The sequence below is a fragment of the Streptomyces sp. NPDC029296 genome (assembly GCF_055569255.1).
The window spans coordinates 22,498-49,130 of record NZ_JBVHXT010000008.1; the positions used below are offsets into that span (position 1 = coordinate 22,498).

Below are 26,633 nucleotides of genomic sequence, written 5' to 3' on the forward strand. Positions count from 1 at the left end.
CGTTACGCACTGACAGCTGGTTAGTCCGCCCTTCAAGCTGATGTAGGAAGTCGGGGGTCGACTTTGAACCGGGAGTATGTCAGTGAGCGCCATGCCGATCGCCCTGCTGCTCACCACGGCAGCCACCGGCGCCGTGGGTGTCGCCGTCCTGCGCACCGTCTGGAAGCTGCGCCGCCAGCTCACCGAGTTGCAGCGGCAGCTCGCCGACGACCAGGCGGCCACCACGCGCGCCCTGCTGCCCGGCGCCCGCTCCGCCATGGACGCCGACCGGATACGGGCGGCCGTGGCCGAGGCGCTGGCCGAGGAGCGGGAGCGGGAACTGGCCGAGGCGCACGCCTTCTGGGCGGCCCAGGAGGCCCGTGACGCCTCCGACGCGCCGCTGCTGTTCGGCCTGCCCGAGGCCGATCTCTTCATGCCCCGGCAGGCGGACTTCGCGGGCCTGGAGCCGCTGGAGCCGGTCTCCGAGCCGACCGCCGACGCCGACGAGTTCTCCGGGGGCGAGTCACCGGAGCTGGCCGCGGCCCGCCGCCGGCACCCCTCGCACCCGGACTTCGTCCCGGCGCAGCCCCCGGTCGTCAACGACCACGAGCGCACGGTGGCCGTCCTGGAGGAGCTGGCCGCCGGGCAGGTCCGGCTCGCCGACGTGCGCCCCGGTCCGCTGGGCACGCTCGACGTCTACGTCTTCGCCGACGGCACCACCCTGTGCATGACCCCGGGCCACCGCGAGACGGCGGAACGGCTGGCCGCGGCCCTGGAGTCGGGCCGGACGCCGTACCTCCTGGGCGGCTCGGGCGTCTCGGGCGCCTACACGCTCACCTTCGCGTGCGGCGAGGACATGGTGTACATCCTGGCCGACCGGGTGATCGCGTCCCTGTAGTCCCTGTCGGCGCGGTCCCTGCCGGCGCGGTCCTCGGGGCCGGTCAGACCCCGGCCCGCTGCCGGGCCTCCTCCACCAGTCGTACCGCCTCGGCGACTTGTGCGTCGCTGTCCAGCACGACCGCGAGGTCATGGGCGGCCACCAGGATCTGGTCGGCGGCGGCGAACATCCCGGCGTCCGGCATCTCACGGGGTTCGGCGCCGGGCGCCTCCTCGCGCTGGGCCCAGCCGGACAGCTCCCGGGCCAGCGCCAGCGCCTGAGCGGCGGCTCCCCGCTGGAGCCGGCTCTGCGGCGCGGCCCGCAGCCGGTCGGCGAAATGATCCACTGCTTGGGTCAGGGGCGTCGTATCAACCACCCGCCGAGCGTAGCGCCCCGCACTGTTGCCAACTCGCGAACGCTCGGGCACGGTGACGTGAAGGACCGGCTTACATCCCCTTTGTGTCCGGAGGCGCCGATGTCCCACGTCTTCTCCGAGGAGACCCACCGCAATCTGCTCGCCCGCATCCCGCACTGCACCGGTCGTGAGGTCTCCGACTGGCTGCGCGCCGTGGAAGAGGGCCCGGCCCTGTTCCGCTTCGAGGAGAAGGTCAGCTGGCTCCGGCACGAGTACGACTTGGCGTACGGCCACGCCAAGGCGATCGTGCACGAGTACGACCTGAGGAGGGCGGCGCGCAAGCTGCTCTGAACGCCGAAGTGCCCCGGGTGACGCACCCGGGGCACTTCGCCGTCACGTGACCGTCGCTAGTCGTTGCTGCTGAAGATGGCCACCAGGCGCAGCATCTCGACGTAGATCCACACCAGGGTCATGGTGAGGCCGAACGCGGCGAGCCAGGACTCCTTGCGCGGGGCGCCGTAGGCGATGCCGTCCTCGATCTGCTTGAAGTCGAGGGTCAGGAAGAACGCGCCGAGCACGATCGCGATGATGCCGACGAGCGCGCCGAGCGGGCCGAAGCTGCGCAGGCCCCCGTCCTCGGCGACGCCGAACGCCACCAGCAGCAGGTTGATCGCCATGACCACCATGAAGGCCATCGCGATGGCGATGCCGACGCGGGCGTAGCGGGCGGTGACGCGGATCCAGCCTGCCTTGTAGACCAGCAGGGTCGCGCCGGAGACCGCCATGGTGCCGAGCACCGCCTGGAACGGGGCGCCGCTCCAGCGGCTGTTGAACATCTCGCTGAAGACACCGAGGAAGACGCCTTCGAAGGCGGCGTACCCGAGGATCAGCGCGGGCGACGGGGTGCGCTTGAAGCTCTGGACCATGGCCAGGACGAACGCGACGATCGCGGCGCCGAAGGCCAGGCCGTAGCTGGTGCCGGAGACCGGCAGCAGCGCCCAGGCGAGGACGGCGCCGACCGCGACCGTGCCGAGCGTGAGGGCCGACCGCAGGACGACGTCGTCCATGGTCATCCGGTCCGTGGCGGCCGGGGCCCGGACGTCCGACTGCGCGTACGGGTTCTGGGCGTAGGGGTTCTGCGCGTACGGGTTCGGCGCGTAGGGGGTGCCCTGGGCGGACCCGGCCTGCGGTGCGGTGTTGAAGCCGGCGTAGCCGTTGTCGCGGCTGAAGCCCCGTCGCGAGAAGACCGGGTTGCTGCTCCTCATTTCACTCCTCCATGACTGCCGAGTGCAGTCTTGGCTCCAGAGTAATGGATTGGCAAAGGATCGACCATGATACTTGAGGAGGATCCTTCCCCTTGCATGCTGCCCAACACGCTACGCGCACGCCCGATTCCCGGCCACGGACGTACGGCTAACCGAGCGGGAAGCCCGTGTACGCCTCCGCGAGGTCGGTCTCGGCCGCGCGGGAGGCGGCGATGCGCTCCAGCCGGGCGCGCTGGAGGCGGGCGTCGAAGGGGGTGGCGTCCGGGGCGCGGTGCAGCAGGGTCGTCATGTCGTAGGAGAAGCGTTCGGCCTGCCAGACACGGCGCAGGCAGGTCGCGGAGTAGGCGTCGAGGAGGTCCGGTGAGCCGGTCTCCCGCTCGTGGGTGAGCGCCCGGGCGAGGGTGACGACGTCGCCGACGGCCAGGTTCAGGCCCTTGGCGCCGGTCGGCGGCACGATGTGGGCGGCGTCGCCGGCGAGGAAGAGCCGGCCGTGCCGCATCGGCTCGTGCACGAAGGAGCGCATGGGGGTGACCGACTTCTGGGTGAGGGGACCGCGCTCCAGCCGCCAGCCGTCGTCCGTCTCCAGCCGCCGCTCCAGCTCGTCCCAGATCTCCTCGTCGCCCCACCGGCCGGCGTCCGTCCCGGCGGGCACCTGGAGGTAGAGCCGGGACACGGACGGGGAGCGCATGGACAGCAGGGCGAAGCCGCGGTCGTGGCGGGCGTAGACGAGTTCGTCGTGCGAGGGGGCGACGTCGGCGAGGACGCCGAGCCAGGCGTACGGGTAGGACCGCTCGAACACCCGGGAGACCCCGGCCGGGAAGGCCTTGCGGGCGACGCCCCAGAATCCGTCGCAGCCGACGGCGTAGTCGCACTCCAGCACGTCCTCGCGCCCCTGGTACCGGAAGGGGATCCGCGGCCGGCCGCCCTCGGCGCCCTCCACCGCCAGGGCCTCGGCCCCGAACAGCAGCGGCCCGCCCTCCTTCAGCTGGAGCGCGATGAGGTCCTTGCAGACCTCGGTCTGGGCGTAGACGGTCACGGACCGTCCGCCGGTGAGCGCGGGGAAGTCGACGCGGTGCCGGCGCCGGTCGAAGCGCAGCTCGATCCCGTCGTGCCGCAGCCCCTCCCGGTCCATCCGCTCCCCGGCCCCGGCGGCGCGCAGCACGTCCACCGTGCCCTGCTCGAGGATCCCCGCCCGCTGCCGCTGCTCGACGTAGGCGCGGTCGCGGCCCTCCAGGACGACCGACTCGATCCCGGCGCGGTGGAGCAGCCGCGCGAGCAACAGCCCGGCCGGCCCCGCCCCGATGATCCCCACGGTGGTACGCATCGCCGTCCCCTTCTCTCACCGCTTGTTCGCATAGTGAACTTTCCTTCACCAAGTTGCGGCGAGTCTCCGCCCCTCGCTCCTCCCTGTCAATGACCTGGAAGGCATGGAGTGCCGGGATCGGGGGTACACGCACGCGCAGCGGGCCGCGGCGCGCTCGGCGAGTGGCGGGGTGAATCAACAGCCAGCGAATCGCCCGAAAAGGGAGGAAAGTGCCCGGAGCCGGACTCGAACCGGCACGCCCGCGAAGGGGCAGCGAGGTTTAAGCTCGCCGTGTCTGCATTCCACCATCCGGGCTTGCCAGGGGCTCCGCAACGAGGGTCCGAGCCTATCGGGACCCACCCCTCGAACAGCGGGCGGGTGGGCCGATGTTGTCTTATTTTATTGACGTCTGAGGGTGCATCAGCCGTTGGAACTCGCCATCCGCACTTGCCAATAGCGTGACGCGAGAGGTGCGCGCGTGTACGCGAAATGACGGAATTTCACCGTCCGAACAAGACCGGTCCCCCGGTTAACGGGATCCCGAACGGACGGCCGGGCCGCCCCCTCCCTTCTCGGGGTCGGCCGTCCTCCCCAGGTATGACACGAGGGCCTCCCGTGCGACCCGAGTCGCCCCCCGGAACCGGAACAGCGGCTGACTCCGCGCGTGCTCCGCGCCGGGACGATGGAACGGTCCCCAGGAAACACGTCGTCCCGACAGGAGCACCGTCCCGTGACCACCACACCCACCGCCGGCCGGACCACCGCAGTGGCCGCACGCGCCACGGAGCTGTCGAAGATCTACGGGCAGGGTGAGACCCGGGTGGTCGCCCTGGACCGGGTCTCCGTCGACTTCCGCGCCGCCGAGTTCACCGCCATCATGGGCCCCTCCGGCTCCGGCAAGTCCACCCTGATGCACTGCGTGGCCGGTCTGGACACCTTCTCCTCCGGGTCCGTGCGGATAGGCGACACCGAGCTGGGCTCCCTGAAGGACAAGCAGCTCACCAAGTTGCGCCGGGACAAGATCGGCTTCATCTTCCAGGCGTTCAACCTGCTGCCGACACTGACCGCGCTGGAGAACATCACCCTCCCGATGGACATCGCCGGCCGGAAACCGGACAAGGCGTGGCTGGACCAGGTCATCCACATGGTCGGGCTCTCCGGGCGGCTCGGCCACCGGCCCTCCCAGCTCTCCGGCGGCCAGCAGCAGCGCGTCGCCGTCGCCCGGGCCCTCGCCGCCAGGCCCGAGATCATCTTCGGTGACGAGCCCACCGGCAACCTGGACTCGCGCTCCGGCGCCGAGGTCCTCGGCTTCCTGCGCAACTCCGTGCGCGAGCTGGGCCAGACGGTGGTCATGGTGACCCACGACCCGGTGGCCGCCGCCTACGCCGACCGCGTGATCTTCCTGGCCGACGGCCGGATCGTCGACGAGATGCACGGCCCCACGGCCGAGTCCGTCCTCGACACGATGAAGCAGTTCGACGCGAAGGGCCGTACCAGCTGATGTTCCGCACCGCCCTGCGCAACGTCCTCGCGCACAAGGCCCGGCTCCTGATGACCGTGCTCGCCGTCATGCTCGGCGTGGCGTTCGTCTCCGGGACGCTGGTCTTCACCAACACCATCTCCCAGGCCTACCAGAAGAGTTCCGCCAAGGGCTTCGACCAGGTCGATGTCGCCGTACGGCCCAAGTCCCAGGATTCCGAGGGCGACCGGGTCGGGCGGACCCCCGAGCTGACCCAGGCCCTGCTCGACCGGGCCGCCAAGGTCCCCGGGGCCGCCTCCGCCGGCGGTGTCGTCACCGGCTTCACCGCCGTCGCCGGCAAGGACGGCGAACTCGCCGGCGGTGACTGGCAGTCGGCCGGCGGCAACTACTGGGGCGCCAAGGATCCCCGTTACCCCCTCGTCAGCGGCCACGCCCCGCGCGGCAAGGGCGAGGTGCTGATCGACTCGGCGACCGCGAAGCGGGCCGGCTTCGAGGTCGGCGACACTGTGCGCCTCTCCGTCGACGGCCCGGTCCTGACGCCCACCATCAGCGGCATCTTCACCACCGACGACGGCAACGTGGCCGCCGGCGGCAGTCTCGCCCTGTTCGACACGCCGACCGCGCAGTCCCTGTTCGGCAAGAAGGGCACGTACGACGAGATCGACGTGCGGGCCGCCGCCGGAACCAGCCAGGAGCAGCTGAAGGCCGCGCTCGACAAGGCGCTGCCCGCCCGGCTGGTGGAGACCACCACCGGCGAGCAGCTCGCCGACGACCAGGCGGTGGCGATCGCCGACTCCATGAACGGCCTGAGGCAGATGCTGCTGGTGTTCGCGGGCATCGCCCTGTTCGTCGGCACGTTCATCATCGCCAACACCTTCACCATGCTGGTCGCCCAGCGCACCCGGGAACTGGCCCTGCTGCGGGCGGTCGGCGCCTCCCGCCGCCAGGTCACCCGCTCGGTGCTGACCGAGGCGTTCGCGGTCGGCACGATCGCCGCCGTGGCCGGCCTGGCCGCCGGTATCGGCATCGGCGCGGGCCTGCGCTCCCTGCTGGGCTCCTTCGGCGAGACCGTGCCCGACGGACCGCTGGTGATCAGCCCCGGCACGGTGGTCGCCGCCCTCGCCGTCGGCATCCTCGTCACCGTGCTGGCCGCCTGGCTGCCCGCCCGCCGGGCCGCGAAGATCCCGCCGGTGGCGGCGATGAGCAGCCTGCACGCCACGGCCACCACCAAGTCCCTGGTGCTGCGCAACACGCTGGGCGCGCTGTTCGCGGCGGCCGGTGTCGCGGTGGTCCTGATGGCCACGAGCATGGACGCCGAGTCCGCCCAGGGCCCGATGGGCATCGGCGCCGTCCTGCTGATCATCGGCGTGTTCGTGCTGACCCCGCTGCTGTCCCGCCCGCTGATCGCCGCCGCCGCTCCGGTGCTGCGCGCCTTCGGGGTGTCGGGCAAACTGGCCCGCCAGAACTCGGTGCGCAACCCGCGCCGCACCGCGGCCACCGCCTCCGCGCTGATGATCGGCCTGACCCTGATCACCGGCATGACGGTGATGGCGGGCAGCCTGCAGACGTCCATCGACCGGCTGGCCAGCTCGGCGATCCGCGCCGACTACGTCGTCTCGATGGCCAACAGCGGCCCGCTCTCCCCCGACGTGGCGAAGAAGCTCGCCACCTCCGACGGCGTCACCGCCAGCAGCCCGCTGCGCAACGGCGAGTCGCGTATCGACGGCGGCACCCAGTGGCTGACCGGCGTCGACGGCGCGGCCATCGGCGAGCTGACCGACCTGAAGGTGACCGACGGCTCCTTCTCGGTGGGCGGCGACCGGATCGTCGTGGACGACGACCGGGCCAAGAAACACGGCTGGAAGGCCGGTTCGCGGCTCACCGCGCACTTCGAGGACGGCGCGGCCCGCCGGCTGACCGTCGCCGGGGTCTACGAGGGCAACGACATGTTCAACGGGATCATCCTCGACAACAAGGTCCTCACCCCGCATCTGACCGACCCGGCCGACATGCAGGTCATGGTCAAGACGGCGGCCGGCGCGTCCGACGCGGCCAGGGACGGCCTGGTGAAGACCCTCGGCACCAACCCGGCGATCAAGATCCAGGACAAGCAGGACATCTCGCGTGAGATCGGGAACGTGTTCACGCAGGTGCTCAACATGGTCTACGGCCTGCTGGGCATGGCGGTGATCGTCGCCGTACTGGGTGTCGTCAACACGCTGGCCATGTCCGTGTTCGAGCGCGCGCAGGAGATCGGCATGCTCCGCGCGATCGGCCTGGACCGCCGGGCGGTCAAGCGGATGGTCCGCCTGGAGTCCCTGGTGATCTCCCTGTTCGGCGGGGTGCTGGGCCTCGGCCTGGGCGTGTTCTTCGGCTTGGCGGCCGGTGAGCTGCTGGCCATGAAGATACCGACGTACGAACTGATCCTGCCCTGGGGCCGGATGACGGTCTTCCTGCTGCTGGCGGGCCTGATCGGCGTCCTGGCCGCCCTGTGGCCGGCCCGCCGCGCGGCCCGGCTGAACATGCTCACGGCGATCAAGGCCGAGTAGCCGGTCGTACGACGATGAAGGGGGCCCCTCGGGAAGGGGCCCCCTTCGCCGTACGCGCCGGCCCGTCAGCCGTGCCAGGTGCGGGGGCGCAGCGGGAGCCCGGAGGCCCCGGAGACGGGGGTGCGGATGGCGAGGACCTGGTTGACGCCGATCCGGTTGCGTTCGAAGGCGAGCGCGGAGGCGGCCATGTAGAGCCGCCACACCCGGGCGCGGCCGGGGCTGGTGAGCCGGATCGCGCGGTCGAAGTCGGCCTCCAGGTTGCCCACCCAGCGGCGCAGGGTGCGGGCGTAGTGCTCCCGGATGGACTCCACGTCCCGCACCTCGAAGCCGGCCCGCTCCAGCTGGGTGACGGTGGTGCCGACGGGGGCGAGTTCGCCGTCGGGGAAGACGTAGGCGTCGATGAACTCGTCCACCTCGTACGCCGACTCGTCCCGCTGCGGGCGGCGGGCGATCTGGTGGTTGAGCAGCCGGCCGCCGGGCTTGAGCAGGGCGTACAGCTGGCGGGCGTACTCCAGATAGCGTTCGGCGCCGACGTGTTCGGCCATGCCGATGGAGGAGATCGCGTCGTAGGGGCCGTCCACGACGTCCCGGTAGTCCTGGACCCTGATCTCCACCCGGTCGGTCAGCCCCGCGTCGGCGACGCGCTTGCGGGCGTACGCGGCCTGCTCCTGCGACAGGGTGATCCCGACGACGCTCACCCCGTGTTCACGGGCCGCGTGGATGGCCATGGAGCCCCAGCCGCAGCCGACGTCCAGCAGCCGCTGCCCTTCCTTCAGGCCCAGCTTGGCGCAGACCAGTTCGAGCTTGTCGCGCTGGGCGGTCTCCAGGGTGCCGGCGTCCTCCCAGTAGGCGCAGGAGTACACCATGGAGGGACCGAGGACGATCTCGTAGAAGTCGTTGCCGACGTCGTAGTGGTGGCTGATGGCCCGCTTGTCCGTGCGGCGGGTGTGCAGGTGCCGGCGGGGTCTGCGCATCTCCTCGCGCGGCGGGGTGGGCGGGATCGGGGGGCCGGCCAGTTTCAGCAGGTCCCGGACGGCGGCCCGGACGGCGGGGTCGCGCACGGCCTGGCGCAGGGTGCGGGCGTCCTCGCCCCGCTCCCAGACGAGGCCCGCCATCGCCTCCAGCACGGTGTACAGGTCGCCTTCGACGTCCAGGTCACCGGAGACCCAGGCGCGGGCGAGGCCCAGTTCACCGGGTTTGAAGAGCATGCGGCGCAGGGCGCGGCGGTTGCGCACGACGAGCGCGGGCGCGTCCGGCGGACCGGCCTGCGATCCGTCCCAGGCCCTCAGCCGCACCGGGAGCGGAACTCCCAGTACCTGTTCGGCAAGACTCCTCAGCCGCTGCGCGGCGTCGGCCATGACGCACACCTCCGTGACGGACGATCCCGGAATGCCAACACCACGTAAACACACGCGGGGCCCGGCCGTAGTCCCCACGCCGTGTTGCGGCCGGGTAAAAAGCGGGTACGCGCCACACTCCTCCCGCCCTGCCGCGCGCCGGGTCCGCCCGGCACCGCACGTTTCTCCCGATTTACCGGTTTTCAGAGGCGGTTGGGCGCCGGACAGCCCGAAGGGGCCGCCCGCACCACGGATGGCAGGCGGCCCCTTCGGGCTCGGAACGGGTGACCGGGAGGTCAGGAGGCCTTGGCCTTCTCCTCCGGCTTCGCGGCGACCGGCGCCGGCTTGGCGGCCTCGTAGAACTCCTCGCGCGGGTTCTCCATCGCGCCGAGGGAGACGACCTCGCGCTTGAGGAACATGCCGAGCGTCCAGTCGGCGAAGACGCGGATCTTGCGGTTCCAGGTCGGCATCGCCAGACCGTGGTAGCCGCGGTGCATGTACCAGGCGAGGCGGCCCTTGAGCTTGATCTTCATCTTGCCCATGACGATCATCGCCACGCCCTTGTGCAGGCCGAGGCCGGCGACGGCGCCCTTGTTGGCGTGCTCGTACTCCTTCTGCGGGAAGCCCCGCATGCCGGAGATCACGTTGTCGCCGAGGACCCGGGCCTGGCGCAGCGCGTGCTGGGCGTTCGGCGGGCACCAGGCGTTCTCGTTGCCCGCCTTGCGGCCGACGAGGTCCGGGACCTGTGCGTTGTCACCGGCGGCCCAGATGTAGTCCGTGCCCTTGACCTGGAGCGTGGGCTCGCAGTCGACGTGACCGCGCGGGCCGAGGGGCAGACCGAAGCGGGCGAGCGCCGGGTTCGGCTTGACGCCGGCCGTCCACACGATCGTGTTGGCGTCGACCTCGAGGCCGTTCTTGAGCACCACGTGGCCGTCGACGCAGGAGTCCATCGAGGTGGAGAGGTAGATCTCCACGCCCCGGCTCTCCAGGTGCTCCCTGCCGTACTGGCCGAGCTTCGGGCCGACCTCGGGAAGGATCTTGTCGGCGGCGTCGACGAGGATGAAGCGCATGTCCTCACGGGACACGTTCTTGTAGTACTTGGCCGCGTCCCGGGCCATGTCCTCGACCTCGCCGATGGTCTCCGCACCCGCGAAGCCACCGCCGATGAAGACGAAGGTGAGCGCCTTGCGGCGGATCTCCTCGTCGGTCGTGGAGTCGGCCTTGTCCAGCTGCTCCAGGACGTGGTTGCGCAGGCCGATGGACTCCTCGATGCCCTTCATGCCGATGCCCTGCTCGGCGAGGCCGGGGATCGGAAAGGTGCGGGAGACCGCGCCCATGGCGATGACCAGGTAGTCGAAGGGCAGCTCGTACGCCTCGCCCACCAGCGGGGCGATCGTGGCGACCTTGCGGTCCTGGTCGATGGTGGTGACCCGACCGGTGAGGATCTCCGCCTTCGGCAGCACGCGTCGCAGCGGGACGACGACATGGCGAGGGGAGATGTTGCCGGCGGCGGCTTCGGGGAGGAAGGGCTGGTAGGTCATGTACGACCGGGGGTCGACGACCGTGACGGTCGCCTCGCCGTAGCGCATCTTCTTGAGGATGCGCCGAGCTGCGTACAGGCCTACGTACCCACCGCCTACTACGAGGATCCTGGGACGCTCCGTGGTGCTCATGCCATCGAGTATCCACCCGCCCCGAGGGGGTCGCTCGTGCGCCCCTTCACAAGAACCGACAGGCCCTGTGTTAAACTCCGCGCCCCGCGTGACGCAGGCCATGCGGGCCGGCCGGAACCGCGCGGCGGTTCGCCCCGTTGTCAAGGCCGCGTGAGCAGCCTCTCCGGAGGACCGGGGTGACCGTGAGCGTGCCGTGACACCTCCGGAACAACCTCCTCCAGGGCCCCTTCGCGCCCTTCATCTGAACATGTTCAAACGGGTTTTGATCCCCCGGAAGGGCCAACCGGCCCCTTTCGGGGGTCCCCCGGGACCGAATTCCTTGTGAAGAACTTCACGAACCTTTCCGCGCGCCCGCGGCAAAGGGCCCCCGAGGGGGCCCTTGAGGTCGCTCAAACGTTATCGAACCTGCTCAGCGGATTGCTACCAGTCGGTAACAAAGTGAGCTACGCCACCGACCACGCGATGCCGTCGAGGATGTCGTGCTCGCTCACCACGACCTCCTCGGCGCCCGTGCGCTCCATGATCGCCAGCAGGACGAGGGCGCCCGCGCCGATGACGTCGACCCGGCCGGGGTGCATGGAGGGCACCGCGGCGCGCTCGGCGTGCGTGGAGCGCAGCAGCCACTCGGTGATCTCGCGCACCCGGTCCCGGGAGATCCGGGAGTGGTGGATGCGCGCGGAGTCGTACTCGGGCAGCTCCTGGGCGATCGCGGACACCGTGGTGACGGATCCGGCGAGGCCCACCAGGGTGCGCGCCTCGCGCAGCGGGACCGTCCGCTCGGCCAGGTCCAGGGCGGCCTCGATGTCGGCCCTTATGGCGGCGATCCGCTCCGGGGCGGGCGAGTCGGAGACCTTCCCGTCGTGCACCAGGTGCCGCTCGGTCATGCGCACACAGCCGATGTCCACCGACCGCGCGGCACGGACGTGGTCGTCGCCGACGACGAACTCGGTGGAGCCGCCGCCGATGTCCACCACCAGGTAGGGCCGGGCGAGGTCGGTGCGGCCGGTGAGTTCCTTCGTGGCGCCGGTGAAGGAGAACTCGGCCTCCCGGTCGCCGGTGATGACCTCCGGCTCCACCCCGAGGATGTCCAGGACGCCGCGCGTGAAGTCCTCGCGGTTCTCGGCGTCCCGGGAGGCGGAGGTGGCGACGAAGCGGACCCGCTCGGCGCCGTGCTCCTTGATGACCTCGGCGTACTCGCGGCAGGCGGCGAAGGTGCGCTCCAGCGCCTCGGGGGCGAGCCGTCCGGTGCGGTCGACGCCCTGGCCGAGCCGCACGATCGTCATCCGGCGGTCCAGCTCGGTCAGTTCGCCCGTCGCCGGATCGGCGTCCGCGACCAGCAGCCGGATGGAGTTCGTACCGCAGTCGACGGCGGCCACACGGGTCACTTCTCGTCCCCCCCGGTCGTCTCGAGCGTCACGCAGGCGCCCTTGCGCCACCACTCGGGCAGCATCGCCAGGGCCTCGTCGCCGAGCGGGTTCACGCCCGGGCCGGCGGCCAGCGAGTGGGCGACGAGGACGTGCAGGCACTTCACCCGGTCGGGCATGCCGCCCGCGCTCGGGAAGCCCTGGAGGACCTCGATCTCGTCCCGGCGCCGGAGGTAGTCCTCGTGCGCGGCCCGGTAGGCGGCGGCCAGCTCCGGGTCGCGCCCGAGCCGTTCGGTCATCTCCTTCATCACGCCGTCGGCCTCCAGCGTGCCGATGGCGGAGGACGCCTTCGGGCACGTCAGGTAGTACAGCGTCGGGAAGGGCGTGCCGTCGGGCAGGCGCGGTGCCGTCTCCACGACGTCCGGCTGACCGCACGGGCAGCGGTGTGCGATGGCCCTGAGGCCCCGCGGCGGGCGGCCCAGCTGCTGCTTGAAGGCCTCTACGTCCGCGTCGGTGGGCTCGGTGCGCGGAGTGGGCGGCGGAGGGGTTTCCATGACTGGCTGTCGGAGACTTTCTGTCGGTTCACTGGTCGGAGGCGTCGGACTTGTCGACGCCGTCCCAGACGTTCGCGTACCAGGGCCGGCGGGCGGCCCCGAGGTCGGCGCGGGACTGCTTGGCCGCGCCGGGGTCGACGACCACGTACCCGGTCTCACCGGGCCGTACGTAGTGCAGCCGGCGGCGGATCTGCTGCTCGGCGTAGGCGTCGTCCTGCCAGCGCGCCTTGAGGTCCCGCAGCTGCTCGACCCGCTCGCGGGCCTGCTGCTGCCGGCGCTGGAGGTCGGCGATCTCCGCGCGCTGGGAGACGTACTGCCGCATCGGGTAGGCGAGGGCGACGACCATCGTGCACAGCACCAGCGCGAGCAGCGCCGCGCGGCCGGTGAGCCGGGAGCGGCGGGCCTGCCGTTTGGTCTGCGAGCGGTAGACGCGGGCCGCGGTCTGCTCGCCGAGCAGCCTGATCCTGGTCGCGGTGGAGAACCGGTCACGGTCCCTCACGCCCATCTTCCCCGCCTCCCGTCACACGCGCGTACGTCCCCGGACACGGTACGGGACCGGGTCCGGGGACGTACGTACGACTGGCTAGGACTTGCCCCAGGTGGGGTCCGCTCAGCCCTTGAAGCGCGGGAAGGCGCTGCGGCCGGCGTACACCGCGGCGTCGTCGAGGATCTCCTCGATGCGCAGCAGCTGGTTGTACTTGGCGACGCGCTCGGAGCGGGCCGGGGCGCCGGTCTTGATCTGGCCGCAGTTGGTGGCGACGGCCAGGTCGGCGATGGTGACGTCCTCGGTCTCGCCGGAGCGGTGGGACATCATGCACTTGAAGCCGTTGCGCTGGGCCAGCTCGACGGCGTCCAGGGTCTCGGTCAGCGAGCCGATCTGGTTGACCTTGACCAGCAGGGCGTTGGCGGCGCCCTCCTCGATGCCCCTGGCCAGGCGCTCCGGGTTGGTGACGAACAGGTCGTCGCCGACGAGCTGGACCTTGTCACCGAGCTTGTCGGTGATGGTCTTCCAGCCCTCCCAGTCGTCCTCGAACAGCGGGTCCTCGATGGAGACCAGCGGGTACGCCTCGACCAGCTCGGCGTAGTACTCGGTCATCTCGGCGGCGGTGCGGTTCTTGCCCTCGAAGACGTACGAGCCGTCCTTGTAGAACTCGGACGCGGCGACGTCGAGCGCCAGGGCGATCTGCTCGCCGGGGGTGTAGCCGGCCTCCTTGATCGCCTCGAGGATGAGGTCGAGGGCCTCGCGGTTGGAGCCGAGGTTGGGGGCGAAGCCGCCCTCGTCGCCGAGGCCGGTGGACAGGCCCTTGTTCTTCAGGACCTTCTTCAGGGTGTGGTAGACCTCGGTGCCCCAGCGCAGCGCCTCGGAGAAGGACTCCGCGCCGATCGGGGCGATCATGAACTCCTGGATGTCCACGTTGGAGTCGGCGTGCGAGCCGCCGTTCAGGATGTTCATCATCGGCACCGGCAGCAGGTGCGCGTTCGGGCCGCCCAGGTAGCGGAAGAGCGGCAGGTCGCTGGCCTCGGAGGCGGCGTGGGCGACGGCGAGCGAGACGCCGAGGATGGCGTTGGCGCCGAGGGAGCCCTTGTTGTCGGTGGCGTCCAGGTCGAACATGGCCTGGTCGATCAGGCGCTGCTCGGTGGCGTCGTAGCCGACCAGCTCGGGGCCGATCTGCTCGATGACGGCCAGGACGGCCTTCTCGACGCCCTTGCCCTGGTAGCGGTTCGGGTCACCGTCGCGCAGCTCGATGGCCTCGAAGGCGCCGGTCGAGGCGCCGGACGGGACGGCGGCACGACCCGTGCTGCCGTCGTCGAGGCCGACCTCGACCTCGACCGTGGGGTTGCCTCGGGAGTCCAGGATTTCCCGGGCTACGACGACGTCGATGGACGGCACGAGCATCTCCTTCTTGGATGTGACGCTGGAAGTGCGGGGCTGGTGTGCCTTGCGACTAGAGCCTAACCGTCCCGGGCGCCTTGGCCACCGACCGACCGTCCCGTGGACAGACCGACGGTACCTTTTGTTTTCAATCGAAACAAAGGGGTCCGGGGCGGCCGGGGGGCGCCGGGTGCCGGGGCGGGCGCGAAAAAAGCCCCGCCCCGGCGCGTACGGGGGAGAACGCGCCGGGGCGGGGAGCCCGTGGGGACGGGGGTGACCCGCACGGGGTCTTGCGGGGGGATCCGCCGGGACGCGCGGACCCCGGGGACTTCAGGGGTCCGCCCGCCCGTGCGGGTCCGTGGCTCTCGGGGGGCCCGCCGGGAAGTACGGGCCCTGGGGTCCGGCCGGGGGGCCGGGGATCACTTCAGGTGGAGCTGCTGACCCGGGTAGATGAGGTCGGCGTCCTGGACGATGTCCTTGTTCAGCTCGAACAGCTTCTCCCAGCCGCCCGCGACCTGGTGCCGCGCGGCGATGGTGCCGAGCGTGTCGCCCTGGACGACCTTGTACTCGCCGTCGCCCTTCTCGACCTTCTTGCCGGTCGGGGTGGTGACGGTCTTGCCCGTGCTGCCGCCGGTGCTCTTGCTCGTGCCGGTGGAGGCGGCCGGGCGCTCGGCGGAGCGGGAGGCGGCCTGCTGGTCGGCGGAGCGGGTGGAGGTGCCCGAGTCCTGGGTGGACGGCGTGGACGGGGCGGACGGCGCCGGGGTGCTCGGGGCGGAGCCGTTGTAGGGGGAGCTCGACAGGCCCGTGCCGCAGACCGGCCAGGCGCCCTTGCCCTGGGAGGCGAGGACCTTCTCGGCGACGGAGATCTGCTGCGCCTTGGAGGCCTTGTCGGCGGTGGAGGCGTACTGCGTGCCGCCGTACGCGGCCCAGGTGGAGGCGGAGAACTGCAGACCGCCGTAGTAGCCGTTGCCGGTGTTGATGGACCAGTTGCCGCCGGACTCGCACTGGGCGACCGTGTCCCACTGGGAGGCGGTGGCGGCGGAGGCGTTGCCGGCCGCCATCAGCGGGGCGGCGACGGCGGCGCCGGTGACACCGGCGAGCGTGACGGCGCGGACGGCCTTGGACGGACGACGGTGCTTGCCCTTGCCGGTAAACAGCATGGATCGATTCCCCTCACCGACGCCTACGAGGTGAGCTGTCGGGTTCGGGCCGGTTGAGTTGCCCGGCCGCGTCGTCCGCTTGCGCGTGACGCGGCTTCACCCCCAGCCGGTCCCAGCTTCAACTGCCGGGCCCGGCACTTACCTTGGGTCCCCCGCTCCTGCCTACGGCGCTTGGCGCGACGACTGTTCCCGGGCGGCCGCTGGCAGGATTCGGCGTGGCGGCTGCCGGGGCTCGTGGTGACGAGCGGCTTCGACCGTAGACAGGTGATCGCCGGAATTTCAAAGACGATCAGGGCTTCTGAGACTCATCCCACACTTTCGCCAAACCGGACATCAAGGCGTTAAGCGGGGCGTCAAGTCCCGGCGTTTTCAGCCCGTTTCGCCCTGGACATCCAGGGTCTGACCGGCGGTGATGCGGTCGGGGTCGGCACCGATGGCCTTCTTGTTGCCGGCGTACAGCGCGTGCCACCCGCCGTCGACGTCAAGGGAGTCGGCGATGGAGGACAGCGAGTCGCCCTCGCGGACCGTGTAGGTGTCCGGTTCGCGGGAGGCGTGCCGGCCGGACGGGGCGGCATTATGACCGTTTGTCACGCTTTCGTCGGCGCTCCCGCCCCGGTGGCGTCCGCCGGTGCCGACGGCGCCGGTGTCGACCAGGCTCCAGGAACCGGCCGCGCGCTGCGGGTTGTTCACGGCCCCGGGGTCCGGGGTGGCCGCCGGGGAGCCGCCGGCGCCCTGGGTGCTTCCGGTGTCCGGCGTGGCGGACTTGTCGGACTTGGGGGTATCGGTCCCGGTGGAACCGGTGCCCTTGCCCGTGTCCTCGTCCGCCGCCCGGCCCGCGTCGTCGCCGGTCCCGTTGTCCGCGCCCGTACCGGCGTCCTCGCCGGTGCCGGTGCCGGTGTCCGCGTCCTTGCCCTTGTCGTTGCCCTTGCCCTTGCCCGGCTCGGCGGTGGGCGTGCCGGTCGGGTCCGAGGAGGAGCCGTCGGCGGGGCCGGTGCCGGTGGAGGGTGACGCGTCCGGCAGCCCGGACGAGCCGGAGGCGTCGGGGGTCGCGGAGGTACCGGAGCCGTCGGCCGATCCGGACGAGTCACCGGAACCGCCGGCCCCGCCGGAGTCGCCGACGCCCGTGTCGACGTCCATGGAGCCCGAGTTGCGCGTCAGGCCGGACAGCAGGGCACAGGTGGCCCAGGGAGTGGTGCCCCGGTCGGCCAGGATCTTCTCGGCGACGGCGATCTGCTGCTGGCGGCTGGCCTGGTCGGCGCTGGCCGCGTACTGGCCGCCGCCGTACTTGTCCCAGTCGTCCTGCGAGATCTGCAGGCCGCCGTGGTACCCGTTCCCGGTGTCCGCGCTCCAGGAGCCGCCGCTCTCGCACTCGGCCACCTTGTCCCACGTGGTGCCGTCGGCCGCGTTGGCGCTCGCGGCGCCGAGCAGCGGGATGGCGATGGCGGAGCCGGTCACGCCGGCCGCGACGAGGAGGGCCGGAGCCTGGCGGGGGCGACGGTGTCGGCCGTTCCCGGTGAGCATGCAGAAGCCTTTCGAGCGACAGCAGGGCCGGCGCGGCGGTTGGAGCCGCTCGCCGCGCTGATGGGTGAACGTATCGGCAGACGATCACTTGTCACAAGTTCATGCCGCACAGATCACGTGAAGATCACAGAGTTGAGAAAGTGTCATCTCGCCGGGGAGAGACTGTGTTCAGGCGGTCGGCGTGAACTCCACCGGCAGGGTGCGCAGGCCGCGCATGATGAGCCCGCCGCGCCAGCGCAGCTCGGCCGGATCGGCGGCCAGCCGCAGGTCGGGCAGGCGGGTGAACAGGGTGGCCAGCGCGGTCTGGCCCTCCAGCCGGGCGAGCGGCGCGCCCAGGCAGTAGTGGATGCCGTGGCCGTAGCCGAGGTGCTGGTTGTCGCGGCGGCCGAGGTCCAGCACGTCCGGGTCGGCGAACCGCTCGGGGTCCCGGTCCGCGGCGGCGAGCACGACGAGCACCGGGTCGCCTTGCGCGATCCGCTTTCCGCCGATGGTCAGCGGCTCGGTGGCGAACCGCCAGGTGGCCAGCTCCACCGGGCCGTCGTAGCGCAGCAGTTCCTCGACGCCGGTCTCCAGCAGGTCCCGTTCGCCGCGGGCCAGGGAGCCCTGGAGCCGGGTGCGCTGCCCGGGGTGGGTGAGCAGGGCGTAGGTGCCGTTGCCGATGAGGTTGACGGTGGTCTCGAAGCCGGCGAACAGCAGGATGAAGGCCATGGCGGCGGCCTCGTTCTCGGTGAGGTGCTCGCCGTGGTCGGAGGCGCGGATGAGGCCGGAGATCAGGTCCTCGCCGGGCGCGGGCGTGGCGGACAGCGCCTCGCGCTTGCGGTGGATCAGCTCGGCGAGGTAGCCGCGCATCTTCTTCACCGACCGCGCGACCCCGCCCCTCGGTCCGCCCCCGTGCCGGATCATCATGCCCGCCCAGTCCCGGAAGTCGTCCTGGTCCTCGCGCGGGACGCCGAGCAGGTCGCAGATGGCGTAGATGGGCAGCGGGAAGGCGAAGTCGTGGATGAGGTCGGCGGAGCCGGTCTCGGCGAACCGGTCGATGAGCCGGTCGGTCAGCTCCTGCACCCGGGGCGCGAACTCGGCGACCCGGCGCGGGGTGAACGCCTTGCTGACCAGCCGCCGCAGCCGGGTGTGGTCCGGGGGGTCGATGTTCAGCAGGTGCGTCATCAGCTCGGCCTTGCGCTCGCCGGGGATGCCGGTCTTGCCCTTGGCGTGCGCGGGCTCGTCGTGGTGCGCCGGGTTCTTGCTCAGCCGCTGGTCGGCCAGGGCCTGCCGGGCATCGGCGTACCGGGTGACCAGCCACGCCTCGACCCCGCTCGGCAGCCGCGTGCGGTGCACCGGGGCGTGCTCGCGCAGCCAGGCGTAGGCGGGGTAGGGGTCGGCGGCGAACTCCCACGTGAAGAGGGCGGGGGCCGGCTGGTCGGGGCCCGGCTGGTCGGGATGGTGCTGCTCGGTCACTCCTCGACCGTATCCGGAGCCCCGGGCGGCTCGCCGGGGGCCTCGCGGGCGGCGTGGTGCCCGCGGCCGGCCGCCTCCCGCCACCAGCGCCGGGCCTCCTCTTCCTTGCCCTGCCGGTCCAGCAGGGCACCGAGGCGGTACCTACCCCTCGGCTCCCTCGTCTCCCTCGGCCCCCTCGCCCTGCTCTCCGCCGCCGGCCGCGCGCGCCGCCTCACTGTCCTTGATCGCGTCCCGGTACACCCGGGCCGCCGCCCGCAGCGCCGCCTCCGGGTCGACGCCGTCCGCCTCGGCGCGCACCGCCAGCGCCAGCAGTGCGTACCCGATGCCCTCCCCGCGGGGCAGGGGCACCTCCAGGCCCGCCGTACGCACCCGGGAGGCGAGCTTGGCGGCGAGGGCCAGGCCGGGCTGGCCGAGCGGGACGCCCTCCGTCACGGAGGTGCGCTGCTTCTCCTCGGCCTTGGTGCGCAGCCAGTGCTCCTTGACGTCCTCCGGGGTCTCGGCCACCTCGTCGCCGAAGACGTGCGGGTGGCGGTGGATGAGCTTGGCGACGATGCCGCCCGCCACGTCGTCGACGGAGAAGGGCGCGTCCGGGTCCTCCTCGGCGATCCGGGAGTGGAAGACGACCTGGAGGAGGACGTCGCCCAGCTCCTCGCGCAGCTCCGCGCGGTCGCCGGCCTCGATCGCCTCGACCAGTTCGTAGGCCTCCTCGATGCCGTACTTGGCCAGGCCCTCGTGGGTCTGCCGGGAGGACCAGGGGCACTCGGCGCGGATGCGGTCCATGACCTGCACCAGGTCCAGCAGGCGGGCGCCGGGCAGGTCGTAGGAGGCGGGGAGCAGCTCCAGCTCGGGCATGGCGACCCGGCCGGAGCCGGCCAGGCGGGCGAGGCCGTCGGTGAGCGCCGGCTCGCCCTCGCCGGTCGCCACGACCACCACCGTCCGCCCGCCGGCGCAGGCGTCGACCAGTTCCGGCGCGGTGGGGGACGCCTGCGTCACCGCTATCCCGGCCTCCCGCAGATACGGCAGCTGGGGATGCGCGCCGTCCGCGCACAGCACGGTGTCGGCGGCGCGCAGGGCCTGCCAGGCGGGCCAGGACAGCAGGCCGGGGGCGACGCGGTGGCTGGTGGTCAGCAGGACGACGCGGCCGGGGGCGGCTTCCCGGCCGGGGGCGGGACGGGCTTCGGCACTGGATTCGTTCACGATCCGAACGTAACCCACGGCTCGGAAGCGTGGATCGAGTTGTCCACAGGGCCGAGGACTCGTGTGATCGTATGACCGAACCGGCCGCCCACACCGACCCGTCTACGCCGCCCCGCCTACGCCGTCACGGGCTGCCCGCCCGCCGCCGTGACCTCCCGGACCCACGGTGTCTTGGCGTCCACCCGGCTGCTCTTCTGCACGTCCCAGGTGCCGTAGCGCGGGTTGAGGTCGACGTGGAGGTTCGTGGACGCCTTGGACAGGGCCTGCCAGAACGCGGGCTGGCTGGTGTCGGTGCCGAGCTTGGCGGCGAGCTTCTGCGCCTCCAGTTGCAGGCGCAGGTTGTCGTCGAGACGGGCCGGTGAGATGCCGTACTTCTGCAGCCAGGCCATCTCCAGGCCCTTGCCGCCGCCGGCCTGCTGCTCCAGGCCGGCGCGCATCTGCTGGATCTCCTTGCGGGTGACCGAGACGCCCTTGTCCCGGGCGGCGTGGTGCAGGACCCGGTCGAGCACCATGTTGTGCAGGGTGTCGCGGGTGAGGCTGCTGGTGGAGGAGACGACCTGCTGGTACTGCGTGTCGTCCGGCACCGCGGCCCGCTGGGCCCGGCGGACCTCGTCGACCCGGCTCTCCAGCTGGGCGACGGTGATCCGCTGCCCGCCGACGACGGCCGCGGCGCCCGGATGCGCGTCGCTTCCGCAGGCGGTCAGCAGGGGGGCCGCGGCGGCGATCGCGGCGGTGAGGACGAGCGCGGTGCGACGGCGGCGGTGCAAGGAAACCTCCTGGGGGAGATTGTGCGGCGGTGCACAAAGTCTTGCGATGATCGATGGTAGGCAGTGGGCAGGCCGCGGCCAACCCATTCGACCAACGATTCGCGCCCGCTTCGGGCACCGCCGCGCCCCTTCGGAGCGGTCCGCCGGATCAGCCGATGAGGGCCACCGGGGCGTCCCAGGCGTTCCGGTCGACGGTCAGCGTGACGCCGCCGCGCGTCTCCTTGCTGTTGACCATGTACTGGTGGCCGCGGCTGTGAGGGGTGAACTGGGCGGCGCCCCACGGCCAGTCCGCGGTCGTCGTGTTCTTCTTGTCGTACAGCGCGTACCAGAGGTTGCCCGGCAGGTCCTTCTTGTCGGCCGCGGTGGCGACGGCCTTGGCGCTGGAGCTGGTGAAGCCGTAGTAGCCGCCGCGGTAGGTCTTGGCGCGCAGCGTCTTCATGAAGGAGCGCACGTACGTCAGCACGGCGTCGTTGCACGCCTTGTTCTTGACGTCGTACGCCTCCATGTCGAGGTAGATGGGGCTGCCGGCCTTCATGCGGAGCGCGGACGCCTTGGCCACGGCGTCGGCGGCGTCCTTCGCGCCCAGGGAGGCGGCCGTGGCGGCGCTCAGCTTCTCGGGGCTGGAGCCGGTCTGGCAGGGCGGCTGGGCGCCGACGTAGATCGGGACGAGCTTCCAGCCGAGGGAGTTCACCGACTTCACCCAGGACGCGGTGAGGTTGGGCTGTGCGCAGCCGCGGTTCTTGCCGCCCACGTAGACGGCGGCGGCGCCGTAGAAGCCGGTGTTCCAGGCCTTCATCGCGGACAGCGAGGGCGCGGTGCAGGTGTCGAACGCACGGCCGGTGAACGTCTTCTGCGCGGGCCAGGAAGTGGCGGCCATGGAGGTCTGGGCGGCGATGCCGGCCCCGGCGGCGACCACCGTGCCGGCCACTCCCCAGGCGATGTATCTGCGCTTCTTGGACAGCCGGTGACCGGCCATGTGCCCCACCCCTTTGTCGCGCACGGCGGCTTGCACGCGTGCGTGTCTGACGAAACCGAGGACAATCTATCCGCGCACTTGTCCGAGCCACTGGAGGGTCCGCCGTACCTCCACGGCCAGCGGGTGGCCGGGGCCGTGCAGCCGCTCGACGTCCAGCACCAGCCGCGCGAGCGTGTCGTGGGCGGCCGGCCGGTCGCCGAGCGCGAGCAGCAGATGGCCGATGCGCCGGCGCACCTCGTGGGCGAGGTGCGGGTCTCCGGAGACGTACTGGTTCTCGTAGTACGGCAGCAGCGCGCGGTACTCGGCGAGCGCCGCCGCCGGTTCGCCGAGCTGCTCCAGGCACTGCGCGGCCTCGTAGCGGTAGCGCAGCGACTGCGGGTCCGCCTGGCCGGCCTCGGCGGCGCGTTCGTCGGCGAGCCGGCGCAGTTCGGGCAGCGCACGCCGGTACTGGCCGTCGTCCAGGAGGGTGGCCACGTACTGCTTGCGCAGGGTGCGGACGACCGGGGAGTGCTCGCCGTGCTGCTCGGCGGCGGCCGGCAGGATCGCGCCCAGGATGTCCACGGCCTGGGTGATACGGCCCTCCCCCAGCAGCCGCTTGACCTCGTCCACGGCGGCGGCGACATCCGGCTTCCCGGCCACCGGCGGCGCGGGCGCGACGGGCGCGGGCCGCGGCGCGGGCGTCCGCGCGCGGTCCGGCCAGGGGGCGTGCGGACGCAGGAAGGGGCGCGTGGGATCCAGGGGCGCCCCGGTGGGGGTGCCGCGCCCGGGCAGCAGCAGCGCCAGGTCCTCGTAGACCTCCTGCGCGGACGCCGGCCGGTGCTGCGGGTCCTTGGCGAGCAGGCGCAGCACCAGCGTCTCCAGCGCCTCGGGGACCTCGGGGCGGATCCGGCGCACGGGCAGCGGGGGCTCGTACAGGTGCCGGTGCAGCACACCGAGCGCCGTGGAGCCCGCGAAGGGCACCTCGCCGCTGAGCAGTTCGTGCAGGAGCACGCCGAGCGCGTACAGGTCGGTGTACGGGCCGACCGCGCCGCCCATCGCCTGCTCGGGCGCCATGTAGGCGGGCGAGCCGATCGGGGAGCCGGTGTGGGTGAGGCGGGTGGTGTCGGTGTCCATCACCGAGGCCACGCCGAGGTCGAGCACGGTGATCGTGCCGTCCTGCTTCACCATCACGTTGCGCGGCTTGAGGTCGCGGTGCACGATCGGCACGGCGTGCACGGCGCTCAGCACGGCGCACAGTTGCGCGGCCACCGCGACCGCCCACGGCCACGGGTACGGGTCGTGCTCGGCGAGGTGGTCGGACAGGTCGGCGCCGTCGACGTACTGCATGACGAGGAACAGCTCGTCGCCCTCGCTGCCCGCGTCGTGCACGGTCACCAGGCCGGGGTGGTCCACCTGCGCGGTGACCCGGCACTCGCGCAGGAAGCGGCGGCGCAGCTCGTCCGCCTCCTGGCCCGCCACCTTGTCCGGGCGCAGCAGCTTCACCGCCACACGCCGGTCCAGCCGCCGGTCGTACGCCGTCCAGACCTGGCCCATGCCGCCCTGCCCGATGAGCGTGGACAGTTCGTATCGACCGGCGACGACGCGTCCCGTCGCCCCGCTCACCGTCCGCCCTCGTGGCCGTCCCGCCGGCGCAGGTAGTCGCTCAGCTCGTCCAGCTCCGCGCGCACCTGGTCGATCCGCGCGGGCGCCGGGCCGGCCGGCGGGGGCGCGGGCACGGGCGTGTGCGGCACCGGGGGCGGGGTGTGCGGCGCGGCGGGCGCCCGGTGCGCGGCCTGGGCGGCCGGGGTGAAGGGCATGGCCGGTACGACCGGGGCGGCCGGTGTGGACGGCGTGATCGGCGTGGTCGGCACGGACATCGCGCCGTACGGCGTCGCGGGGGCCGGGTAGCCGTACGCCGGGGCTCCGGGCGGCGTCGCGTACGCCTCCTGGCGCAGCAGGAAGTGGCGGATGTCCGCGGCCAGGTAGTACGCGATCGCGCCCACGAGCGTGCCGAGCACCAGGAACAGGCCCACGTAACCGCCCGTGGTGTGGATCTCGTCGCCGGGCTCCATCGCCAGCAGGACGACGCCCAGGACGTCGGCGGCCAGCACCGCCACGAACAGCCCCCAGTCCAGCGACCGGCGCGTGACGGCCGCCAGCCGCAGCAGCATCACCCAGGACAGGAAGCCGAGGGTGAGGATCCCGAGCGCCACGAACAGCACACGCAGGAAAACCAGCCACGCGGTGTGCGGCGGCTGCTTCGCCGGCTGTCCGTAGCCGTGGCCTTGCATGGCTGCTCCCGATCCTGGAAGTGGGCGTGGCCGCCCGCCCGTCCTGGTCCGCGGGGGCCCGGACCGCGCCGGGCGCGCGGTTGTCGCTTCGAGCATATGGCCCGCCGGGGACAAGTGATCGGAGTTGTACCGAACCGTTGTCCGGTGGCCGCGCGGGATCAGTCCGGGGCCACCGTGCCGTCGGTGAGCCCGTCGTACATCCCGCGCACCAGCTGCTCCCCGAGCCGGCTCGCGTGCCGCAGCGCCCGCTCGAACTCGTCGAGCGCGCGGAACCGCGCGCCGTAGCGCCGCTGCTCCTCCAGCGGGAGCCGGGGCAGGTGCAGCCGGCGCACGTCCAGCCGGGTCGCGGTGGAGGCGTAGCTGCTGGCCTGCCGGTTGTTGGCGGTACCGCGCAGGAACCCGGCCAGGAACCACGGGTCGAGCGCCGTGCGGTCGGGACGCAGCAGCACCAGGTTGCGCCCCAGGGCGGCGCCCCCCGTCGCCTCGTCGATCACCCGCGCCACCGCGCCCCCGCCGAGCACCGGTACGACGACGTCGCCCGGCTCGGTCAGCACGGCCTCCTCCTCGCTCTCGGGCAGCGTGCCGGAGGGTGCCGTCCCGGCGAGGACGTCGTGGTCGGTGAGCACCGGCACGCGCGCGTGGCCGCCGTTTCCGCCGGTACGCATCACCAGCGCGCCCCCGCGCGCGAGTTCGCCGACGGTCGTCAGCGGCCAGCGCGCGGGCGCTGCCGGGTCGGCGGGCGGCGGGGTGAGGTCGGCGGTCAGGCGCAGGGTCGCACCCAGGCGTTCGCGCACCCGGGTGAGCTGCTCGGCGCCCTCGGCCAGCGCGGCCGGCGGCAGATGGCGGGCGGGGGCGAGGTCCACGTCGTCGTCGAGGAGTTCGATGACCGGCACGGACCGGGCGAGCCCGGGCCGCTCCGCGAGCCGCCCCGCGTGCGCGTAGGCCCGCCAGGCGTCCAGCACCGCGTCCCGCACCGCCTCCCAGTCGGGGCCGCCGCGTGCCTCCCCGGCGAACCGTCCCGTGTCCACGAGCAGCACCTCGGGGGCCGCCGGTGTGCGGTCGGGGCGGCGCAGCACCCACAGGTGCAGCGGGATGTTGTACGGCGGGGCCGCGCCGACGGGCAACGCGATCACGGCCCGCAGCGCGCCCCGGCGCAGCAGATCGGCGCGGATCCGGCGCCCGGAGCGGCGGGAGGCGGCGGCCGGCGGCATCAGCAGGACGGCGGTGCCGCCGTCGGCCAGCCGGGCCAGCGCGTGCTGCGCCCAGGCCAGCTCGGACTCCGTGCGCGCCGGGAAGCCGTACTCCCAGCGGGGGTCGTAGGCGAGTTCGTCGTGGCCCCAGTTGCGCTCGTTGAACGGCGGATGGCACAGGACCGCGTCGGCGCGCAGCGCGGGGTGGGCGTCGGCGCGCAGGGTGTCGCCGACGGCGGCGCGCACGGCGGCCCGGCTGTGCAGCGCCAGTCGCAGCGCGCTGAGCGCGGCGAGTTCGGGGGCGCTGTCCTGGGCGTACAGCTCCTGGTCGGGGCGGGGGTCGACGGCGCGCAGCAGGGCGCCGGTGCCGCAGGCCGGGTCCAGGACGGTGCGGGCGGGGCCGGCCAGGTCGGCCATGAGGCCCGCCAGTTCGGCCGGGGTGAGCGTGTACTGGCGCGGGTTGGCGTCCAGGTGCCGGCCGAGCAGGAACTCGAACGTCTGCCGGGCGCCGGTCTCGGCGGCGAGTTCGGCGGCGCCGCGGAGGAGGGGGACGGAGGGGAGGAGCTGGGGGCCGGTGGGGGTGGTGAGGGCGGGGGCGGGGGGCGGAGGCGGGGTGGAGGTGAACGGCGGGGTGGGTGCGGGCGGGGTGGGGGTGGCCGGCGCGGTGTGCAGGGCCGGCTTCGCGTGAACGGGTGGTGTGGCGTGGACGGCTGGTTCGGTGTGAACGGTGGGTGGAGTGTTCACAGTCGGCGCCGTCGGTGAGGAGTTCACAGCGGGCGCGGTGGGGCCGGCGTTCACACGCGGCGCGGTGGCGTCCGCGTTCACGTCGGGCGTGGTGACGTCCGCGTTCACACCGGACGTCGCCGAATCCGCGTTCACAGCCGGGGCCTTGAGCGGGGCGTTCGCACCGAATCGCCCGAAAGCCGCGTTCACACCGCCACCCCCGCCCGCGCCCGCACTCGCACCCAGCCCCACACCCGCACCCCCTCCCCGGCCGCCACTCCCGCGCCCCCGCGCGCCCCCGAGTCGAGGCGTCAGCACCTTCTCCAGCGCCCCCGGCAGCATCGCGGCCAGCCTCGCGTCGGAGCCAGCGCTCGCGTCGAGCCAGACCGTGGGGCGTTCGTGGATCAGCAGCAGCGCGCACCCCGCGTGCACCAGGGCCGTCAGCGGGCCTTCCGGATGGCCGGCGAGCTGCTGCCAGACCCGTTCCCGCAGGGGTACTTCCGCGAGTTTGCCCTGCTTGCGCAGCCATGCCTCGACCTCGGCCAGGGCGAAGGACGGGCTGGTCTCGCTGCCGCCGACCGGCTTGGGGAAATCGGCGTGCCTGCGGCGCCAGTTGCTGACGGCGGCCCGCCCCACCCCGGCGAGCCGGGCGATCCCGGCCGCGGTCACCTCTGTCGCGTTGTCCTGCACCGGCTTCGCTCCCCTCGTCCCGTGTGTGCGCCGAGCATACCGGCGTACACAAGATCCATGGGTTCACGGACGTGT

22 protein-coding genes, 1 tRNA gene and 1 riboswitch are annotated in these 26,633 nt (G+C 72.4%); of the genes, 4 read left to right on the forward strand and 19 right to left on the reverse strand.

What is annotated here, in order from left to right; all coding sequences use genetic code 11:
* The first annotated feature begins 82 nt into the window (after positions 1-82).
* Positions 83-877, forward strand: coding sequence for a hypothetical protein (locus ACZ4W9_RS08960; protein WP_467934235.1), 795 nt, complete (start codon positions 83-85; stop codon positions 875-877).
* 43 nt (positions 878-920) lie between these two features.
* Here ACZ4W9_RS08960 and ACZ4W9_RS08965 read toward each other — a convergent pair whose 3' ends face one another.
* On the reverse strand, positions 921-1,232 hold the full coding sequence (locus ACZ4W9_RS08965) for a hypothetical protein (RefSeq protein ID WP_467934236.1): 312 nt from the start codon (positions 1,230-1,232) through the stop codon (positions 921-923).
* 99 nt (positions 1,233-1,331) lie between these two features.
* Between ACZ4W9_RS08965 and ACZ4W9_RS08970 the strand changes: the two genes are divergently transcribed.
* On the forward strand, positions 1,332-1,562 hold the full coding sequence (locus ACZ4W9_RS08970) for a DUF4287 domain-containing protein (protein ID WP_318203156.1): 231 nt from the start codon (positions 1,332-1,334) through the stop codon (positions 1,560-1,562).
* Between the two features lie 56 nt (positions 1,563-1,618).
* Here ACZ4W9_RS08970 and ACZ4W9_RS08975 read toward each other — a convergent pair whose 3' ends face one another.
* The 3 genes from ACZ4W9_RS08975 to ACZ4W9_RS08985 form a co-directional block, all read right to left on the reverse strand.
* Positions 1,619-2,476: a Bax inhibitor-1/YccA family protein gene (locus ACZ4W9_RS08975; protein WP_467934238.1), complete on the reverse strand. Its 858-nt coding sequence runs from the start codon at positions 2,474-2,476 to the stop codon at positions 1,619-1,621.
* A 148-nt stretch (positions 2,477-2,624) separates the two neighbouring features.
* Positions 2,625-3,800 carry a 4-hydroxybenzoate 3-monooxygenase gene (locus ACZ4W9_RS08980; protein WP_467934239.1) on the reverse strand — a complete coding sequence of 392 codons (1,176 nt, stop codon included), beginning with the start codon at positions 3,798-3,800 and terminating at the stop codon, positions 2,625-2,627.
* 210 nt (positions 3,801-4,010) lie between these two features.
* Positions 4,011-4,094: transfer RNA gene (locus tag ACZ4W9_RS08985), tRNA-Leu, on the reverse strand.
* A 415-nt stretch (positions 4,095-4,509) separates the two neighbouring features.
* Between ACZ4W9_RS08985 and ACZ4W9_RS08990 the strand changes: the two genes are divergently transcribed.
* On the forward strand, positions 4,510-5,280 hold the full coding sequence (locus tag ACZ4W9_RS08990; RefSeq protein WP_467934240.1) for an ABC transporter ATP-binding protein: 771 nt from the start codon (positions 4,510-4,512) through the stop codon (positions 5,278-5,280).
* Positions 5,280-7,808 (forward strand): ABC transporter permease, encoded by a 2,529-nt coding sequence (locus ACZ4W9_RS08995; protein WP_467934242.1) that lies wholly within the window; start codon positions 5,280-5,282, stop codon positions 7,806-7,808. Before ACZ4W9_RS08990 ends, ACZ4W9_RS08995 begins: the two co-directional genes overlap by 1 nt.
* 65 nt (positions 7,809-7,873) lie before the next feature.
* Here ACZ4W9_RS08995 and ACZ4W9_RS09000 read toward each other — a convergent pair whose 3' ends face one another.
* The 15 genes from ACZ4W9_RS09000 to ACZ4W9_RS09070 all read right to left on the reverse strand — a co-directional run bounded on the left by ACZ4W9_RS09000 (position 7,874) and on the right by ACZ4W9_RS09070 (position 26,558).
* A complete protein-coding gene (locus ACZ4W9_RS09000; RefSeq protein ID WP_467934243.1) occupies positions 7,874-9,166 on the reverse strand; it encodes a class I SAM-dependent methyltransferase in 1,293 nt (430 codons plus the stop codon).
* Positions 9,167-9,441: 275 nt separating this feature from the next.
* A complete protein-coding gene (locus tag ACZ4W9_RS09005) occupies positions 9,442-10,818 on the reverse strand; it encodes an NAD(P)/FAD-dependent oxidoreductase (protein ID WP_467934245.1) in 1,377 nt (458 codons plus the stop codon).
* A 443-nt stretch (positions 10,819-11,261) separates the two neighbouring features.
* Positions 11,262-12,203, reverse strand: coding sequence for a Ppx/GppA phosphatase family protein (locus ACZ4W9_RS09010; protein ID WP_467934246.1), 942 nt, complete (start codon positions 12,201-12,203; stop codon positions 11,262-11,264).
* Positions 12,200-12,736, reverse strand: a complete 537-nt coding sequence (locus tag ACZ4W9_RS09015) for a DUF501 domain-containing protein (protein WP_467934247.1) — start codon at positions 12,734-12,736, stop codon at positions 12,200-12,202. Before ACZ4W9_RS09015 ends, ACZ4W9_RS09010 begins: the two co-directional genes overlap by 4 nt.
* A gap of 28 nt (positions 12,737-12,764) precedes the next feature.
* On the reverse strand, positions 12,765-13,241 hold the full coding sequence (locus ACZ4W9_RS09020) for an FtsB family cell division protein (protein WP_467934249.1): 477 nt from the start codon (positions 13,239-13,241) through the stop codon (positions 12,765-12,767).
* A gap of 105 nt (positions 13,242-13,346) precedes the next feature.
* A complete protein-coding gene (gene eno, locus ACZ4W9_RS09025) occupies positions 13,347-14,627 on the reverse strand; it encodes a phosphopyruvate hydratase (RefSeq protein WP_030788173.1) in 1,281 nt (426 codons plus the stop codon).
* 401 nt (positions 14,628-15,028) lie between these two features.
* Entirely contained in the window at positions 15,029-15,769 is a 741-nt protein-coding gene (locus ACZ4W9_RS09030; RefSeq protein WP_467934250.1) for a transglycosylase family protein, read from the reverse strand.
* Positions 15,770-15,774: 5 nt separating this feature from the next.
* Positions 15,775-15,956, reverse strand: a riboswitch (cyclic di-AMP (ydaO/yuaA leader).
* A gap of 182 nt (positions 15,957-16,138) precedes the next feature.
* Entirely contained in the window at positions 16,139-17,290 is a 1,152-nt protein-coding gene (locus tag ACZ4W9_RS09035) for a transglycosylase family protein (protein WP_467934252.1), read from the reverse strand.
* A 168-nt stretch (positions 17,291-17,458) separates the two neighbouring features.
* A complete protein-coding gene (locus ACZ4W9_RS09040; RefSeq protein ID WP_467934253.1) occupies positions 17,459-18,745 on the reverse strand; it encodes a cytochrome P450 family protein in 1,287 nt (428 codons plus the stop codon).
* Between the two features lie 141 nt (positions 18,746-18,886).
* Positions 18,887-19,942 carry a nucleoside triphosphate pyrophosphohydrolase gene (locus ACZ4W9_RS09045; RefSeq protein WP_467934255.1) on the reverse strand — a complete coding sequence of 352 codons (1,056 nt, stop codon included), beginning with the start codon at positions 19,940-19,942 and terminating at the stop codon, positions 18,887-18,889.
* Between the two features lie 116 nt (positions 19,943-20,058).
* Entirely contained in the window at positions 20,059-20,709 is a 651-nt protein-coding gene (locus tag ACZ4W9_RS09050; protein ID WP_467934256.1) for a SurA N-terminal domain-containing protein, read from the reverse strand.
* A gap of 148 nt (positions 20,710-20,857) precedes the next feature.
* Complete coding sequence (locus ACZ4W9_RS09055; RefSeq protein WP_467934257.1) at positions 20,858-21,685, reverse strand: glycoside hydrolase domain-containing protein; 828 nt, start codon at positions 21,683-21,685, stop codon at positions 20,858-20,860.
* Between the two features lie 66 nt (positions 21,686-21,751).
* Entirely contained in the window at positions 21,752-23,245 is a 1,494-nt protein-coding gene (locus ACZ4W9_RS09060) for a protein kinase domain-containing protein (protein WP_467934442.1), read from the reverse strand.
* A gap of 38 nt (positions 23,246-23,283) precedes the next feature.
* Positions 23,284-23,955: a hypothetical protein gene (locus ACZ4W9_RS09065; RefSeq protein ID WP_467934258.1), complete on the reverse strand. Its 672-nt coding sequence runs from the start codon at positions 23,953-23,955 to the stop codon at positions 23,284-23,286.
* A gap of 158 nt (positions 23,956-24,113) precedes the next feature.
* Positions 24,114-26,558, reverse strand: a complete 2,445-nt coding sequence (locus tag ACZ4W9_RS09070; RefSeq protein ID WP_467934259.1) for an N-6 DNA methylase — start codon at positions 26,556-26,558, stop codon at positions 24,114-24,116.
* Between the last annotated feature and the right edge of the window lie 75 nt (positions 26,559-26,633).

Excerpts from the sequence above, each read along its gene's own strand:
- ACZ4W9_RS09055 (WP_467934257.1), bottom strand. The coding sequence starts at position 21,685 with ATGGCCGGTCACCGGCTGTCCAAGAAGCGCAGATACATCGCCTGGGGA.
- ACZ4W9_RS09000 (WP_467934243.1), bottom strand. The coding sequence starts at position 9,166 with ATGGCCGACGCCGCGCAGCGGCTGAGGAGTCTTGCCGAACAGGTACTG.
- ACZ4W9_RS09030 (WP_467934250.1), bottom strand. The coding sequence starts at position 15,769 with ATGCTGTTTACCGGCAAGGGCAAGCACCGTCGTCCGTCCAAGGCCGTC.
- ACZ4W9_RS08970 (WP_318203156.1), top strand. The coding sequence starts at position 1,332 with ATGTCCCACGTCTTCTCCGAGGAGACCCACCGCAATCTGCTCGCCCGC.
- ACZ4W9_RS09035 (WP_467934252.1), bottom strand. The coding sequence starts at position 17,290 with ATGCTCACCGGGAACGGCCGACACCGTCGCCCCCGCCAGGCTCCGGCC.
- ACZ4W9_RS09065 (WP_467934258.1), bottom strand. The coding sequence starts at position 23,955 with ATGCAAGGCCACGGCTACGGACAGCCGGCGAAGCAGCCGCCGCACACC.
- ACZ4W9_RS08975 (WP_467934238.1), bottom strand. The coding sequence starts at position 2,476 with ATGAGGAGCAGCAACCCGGTCTTCTCGCGACGGGGCTTCAGCCGCGAC.
- ACZ4W9_RS08995 (WP_467934242.1), top strand. The coding sequence starts at position 5,280 with ATGTTCCGCACCGCCCTGCGCAACGTCCTCGCGCACAAGGCCCGGCTC.
- ACZ4W9_RS09015 (WP_467934247.1), bottom strand. The coding sequence starts at position 12,736 with ATGGAAACCCCTCCGCCGCCCACTCCGCGCACCGAGCCCACCGACGCG.
- ACZ4W9_RS08980 (WP_467934239.1), bottom strand. The coding sequence starts at position 3,800 with ATGCGTACCACCGTGGGGATCATCGGGGCGGGGCCGGCCGGGCTGTTG.
- ACZ4W9_RS09020 (WP_467934249.1), bottom strand. The coding sequence starts at position 13,241 with ATGGGCGTGAGGGACCGTGACCGGTTCTCCACCGCGACCAGGATCAGG.
- ACZ4W9_RS09005 (WP_467934245.1), bottom strand. The coding sequence starts at position 10,818 with ATGAGCACCACGGAGCGTCCCAGGATCCTCGTAGTAGGCGGTGGGTAC.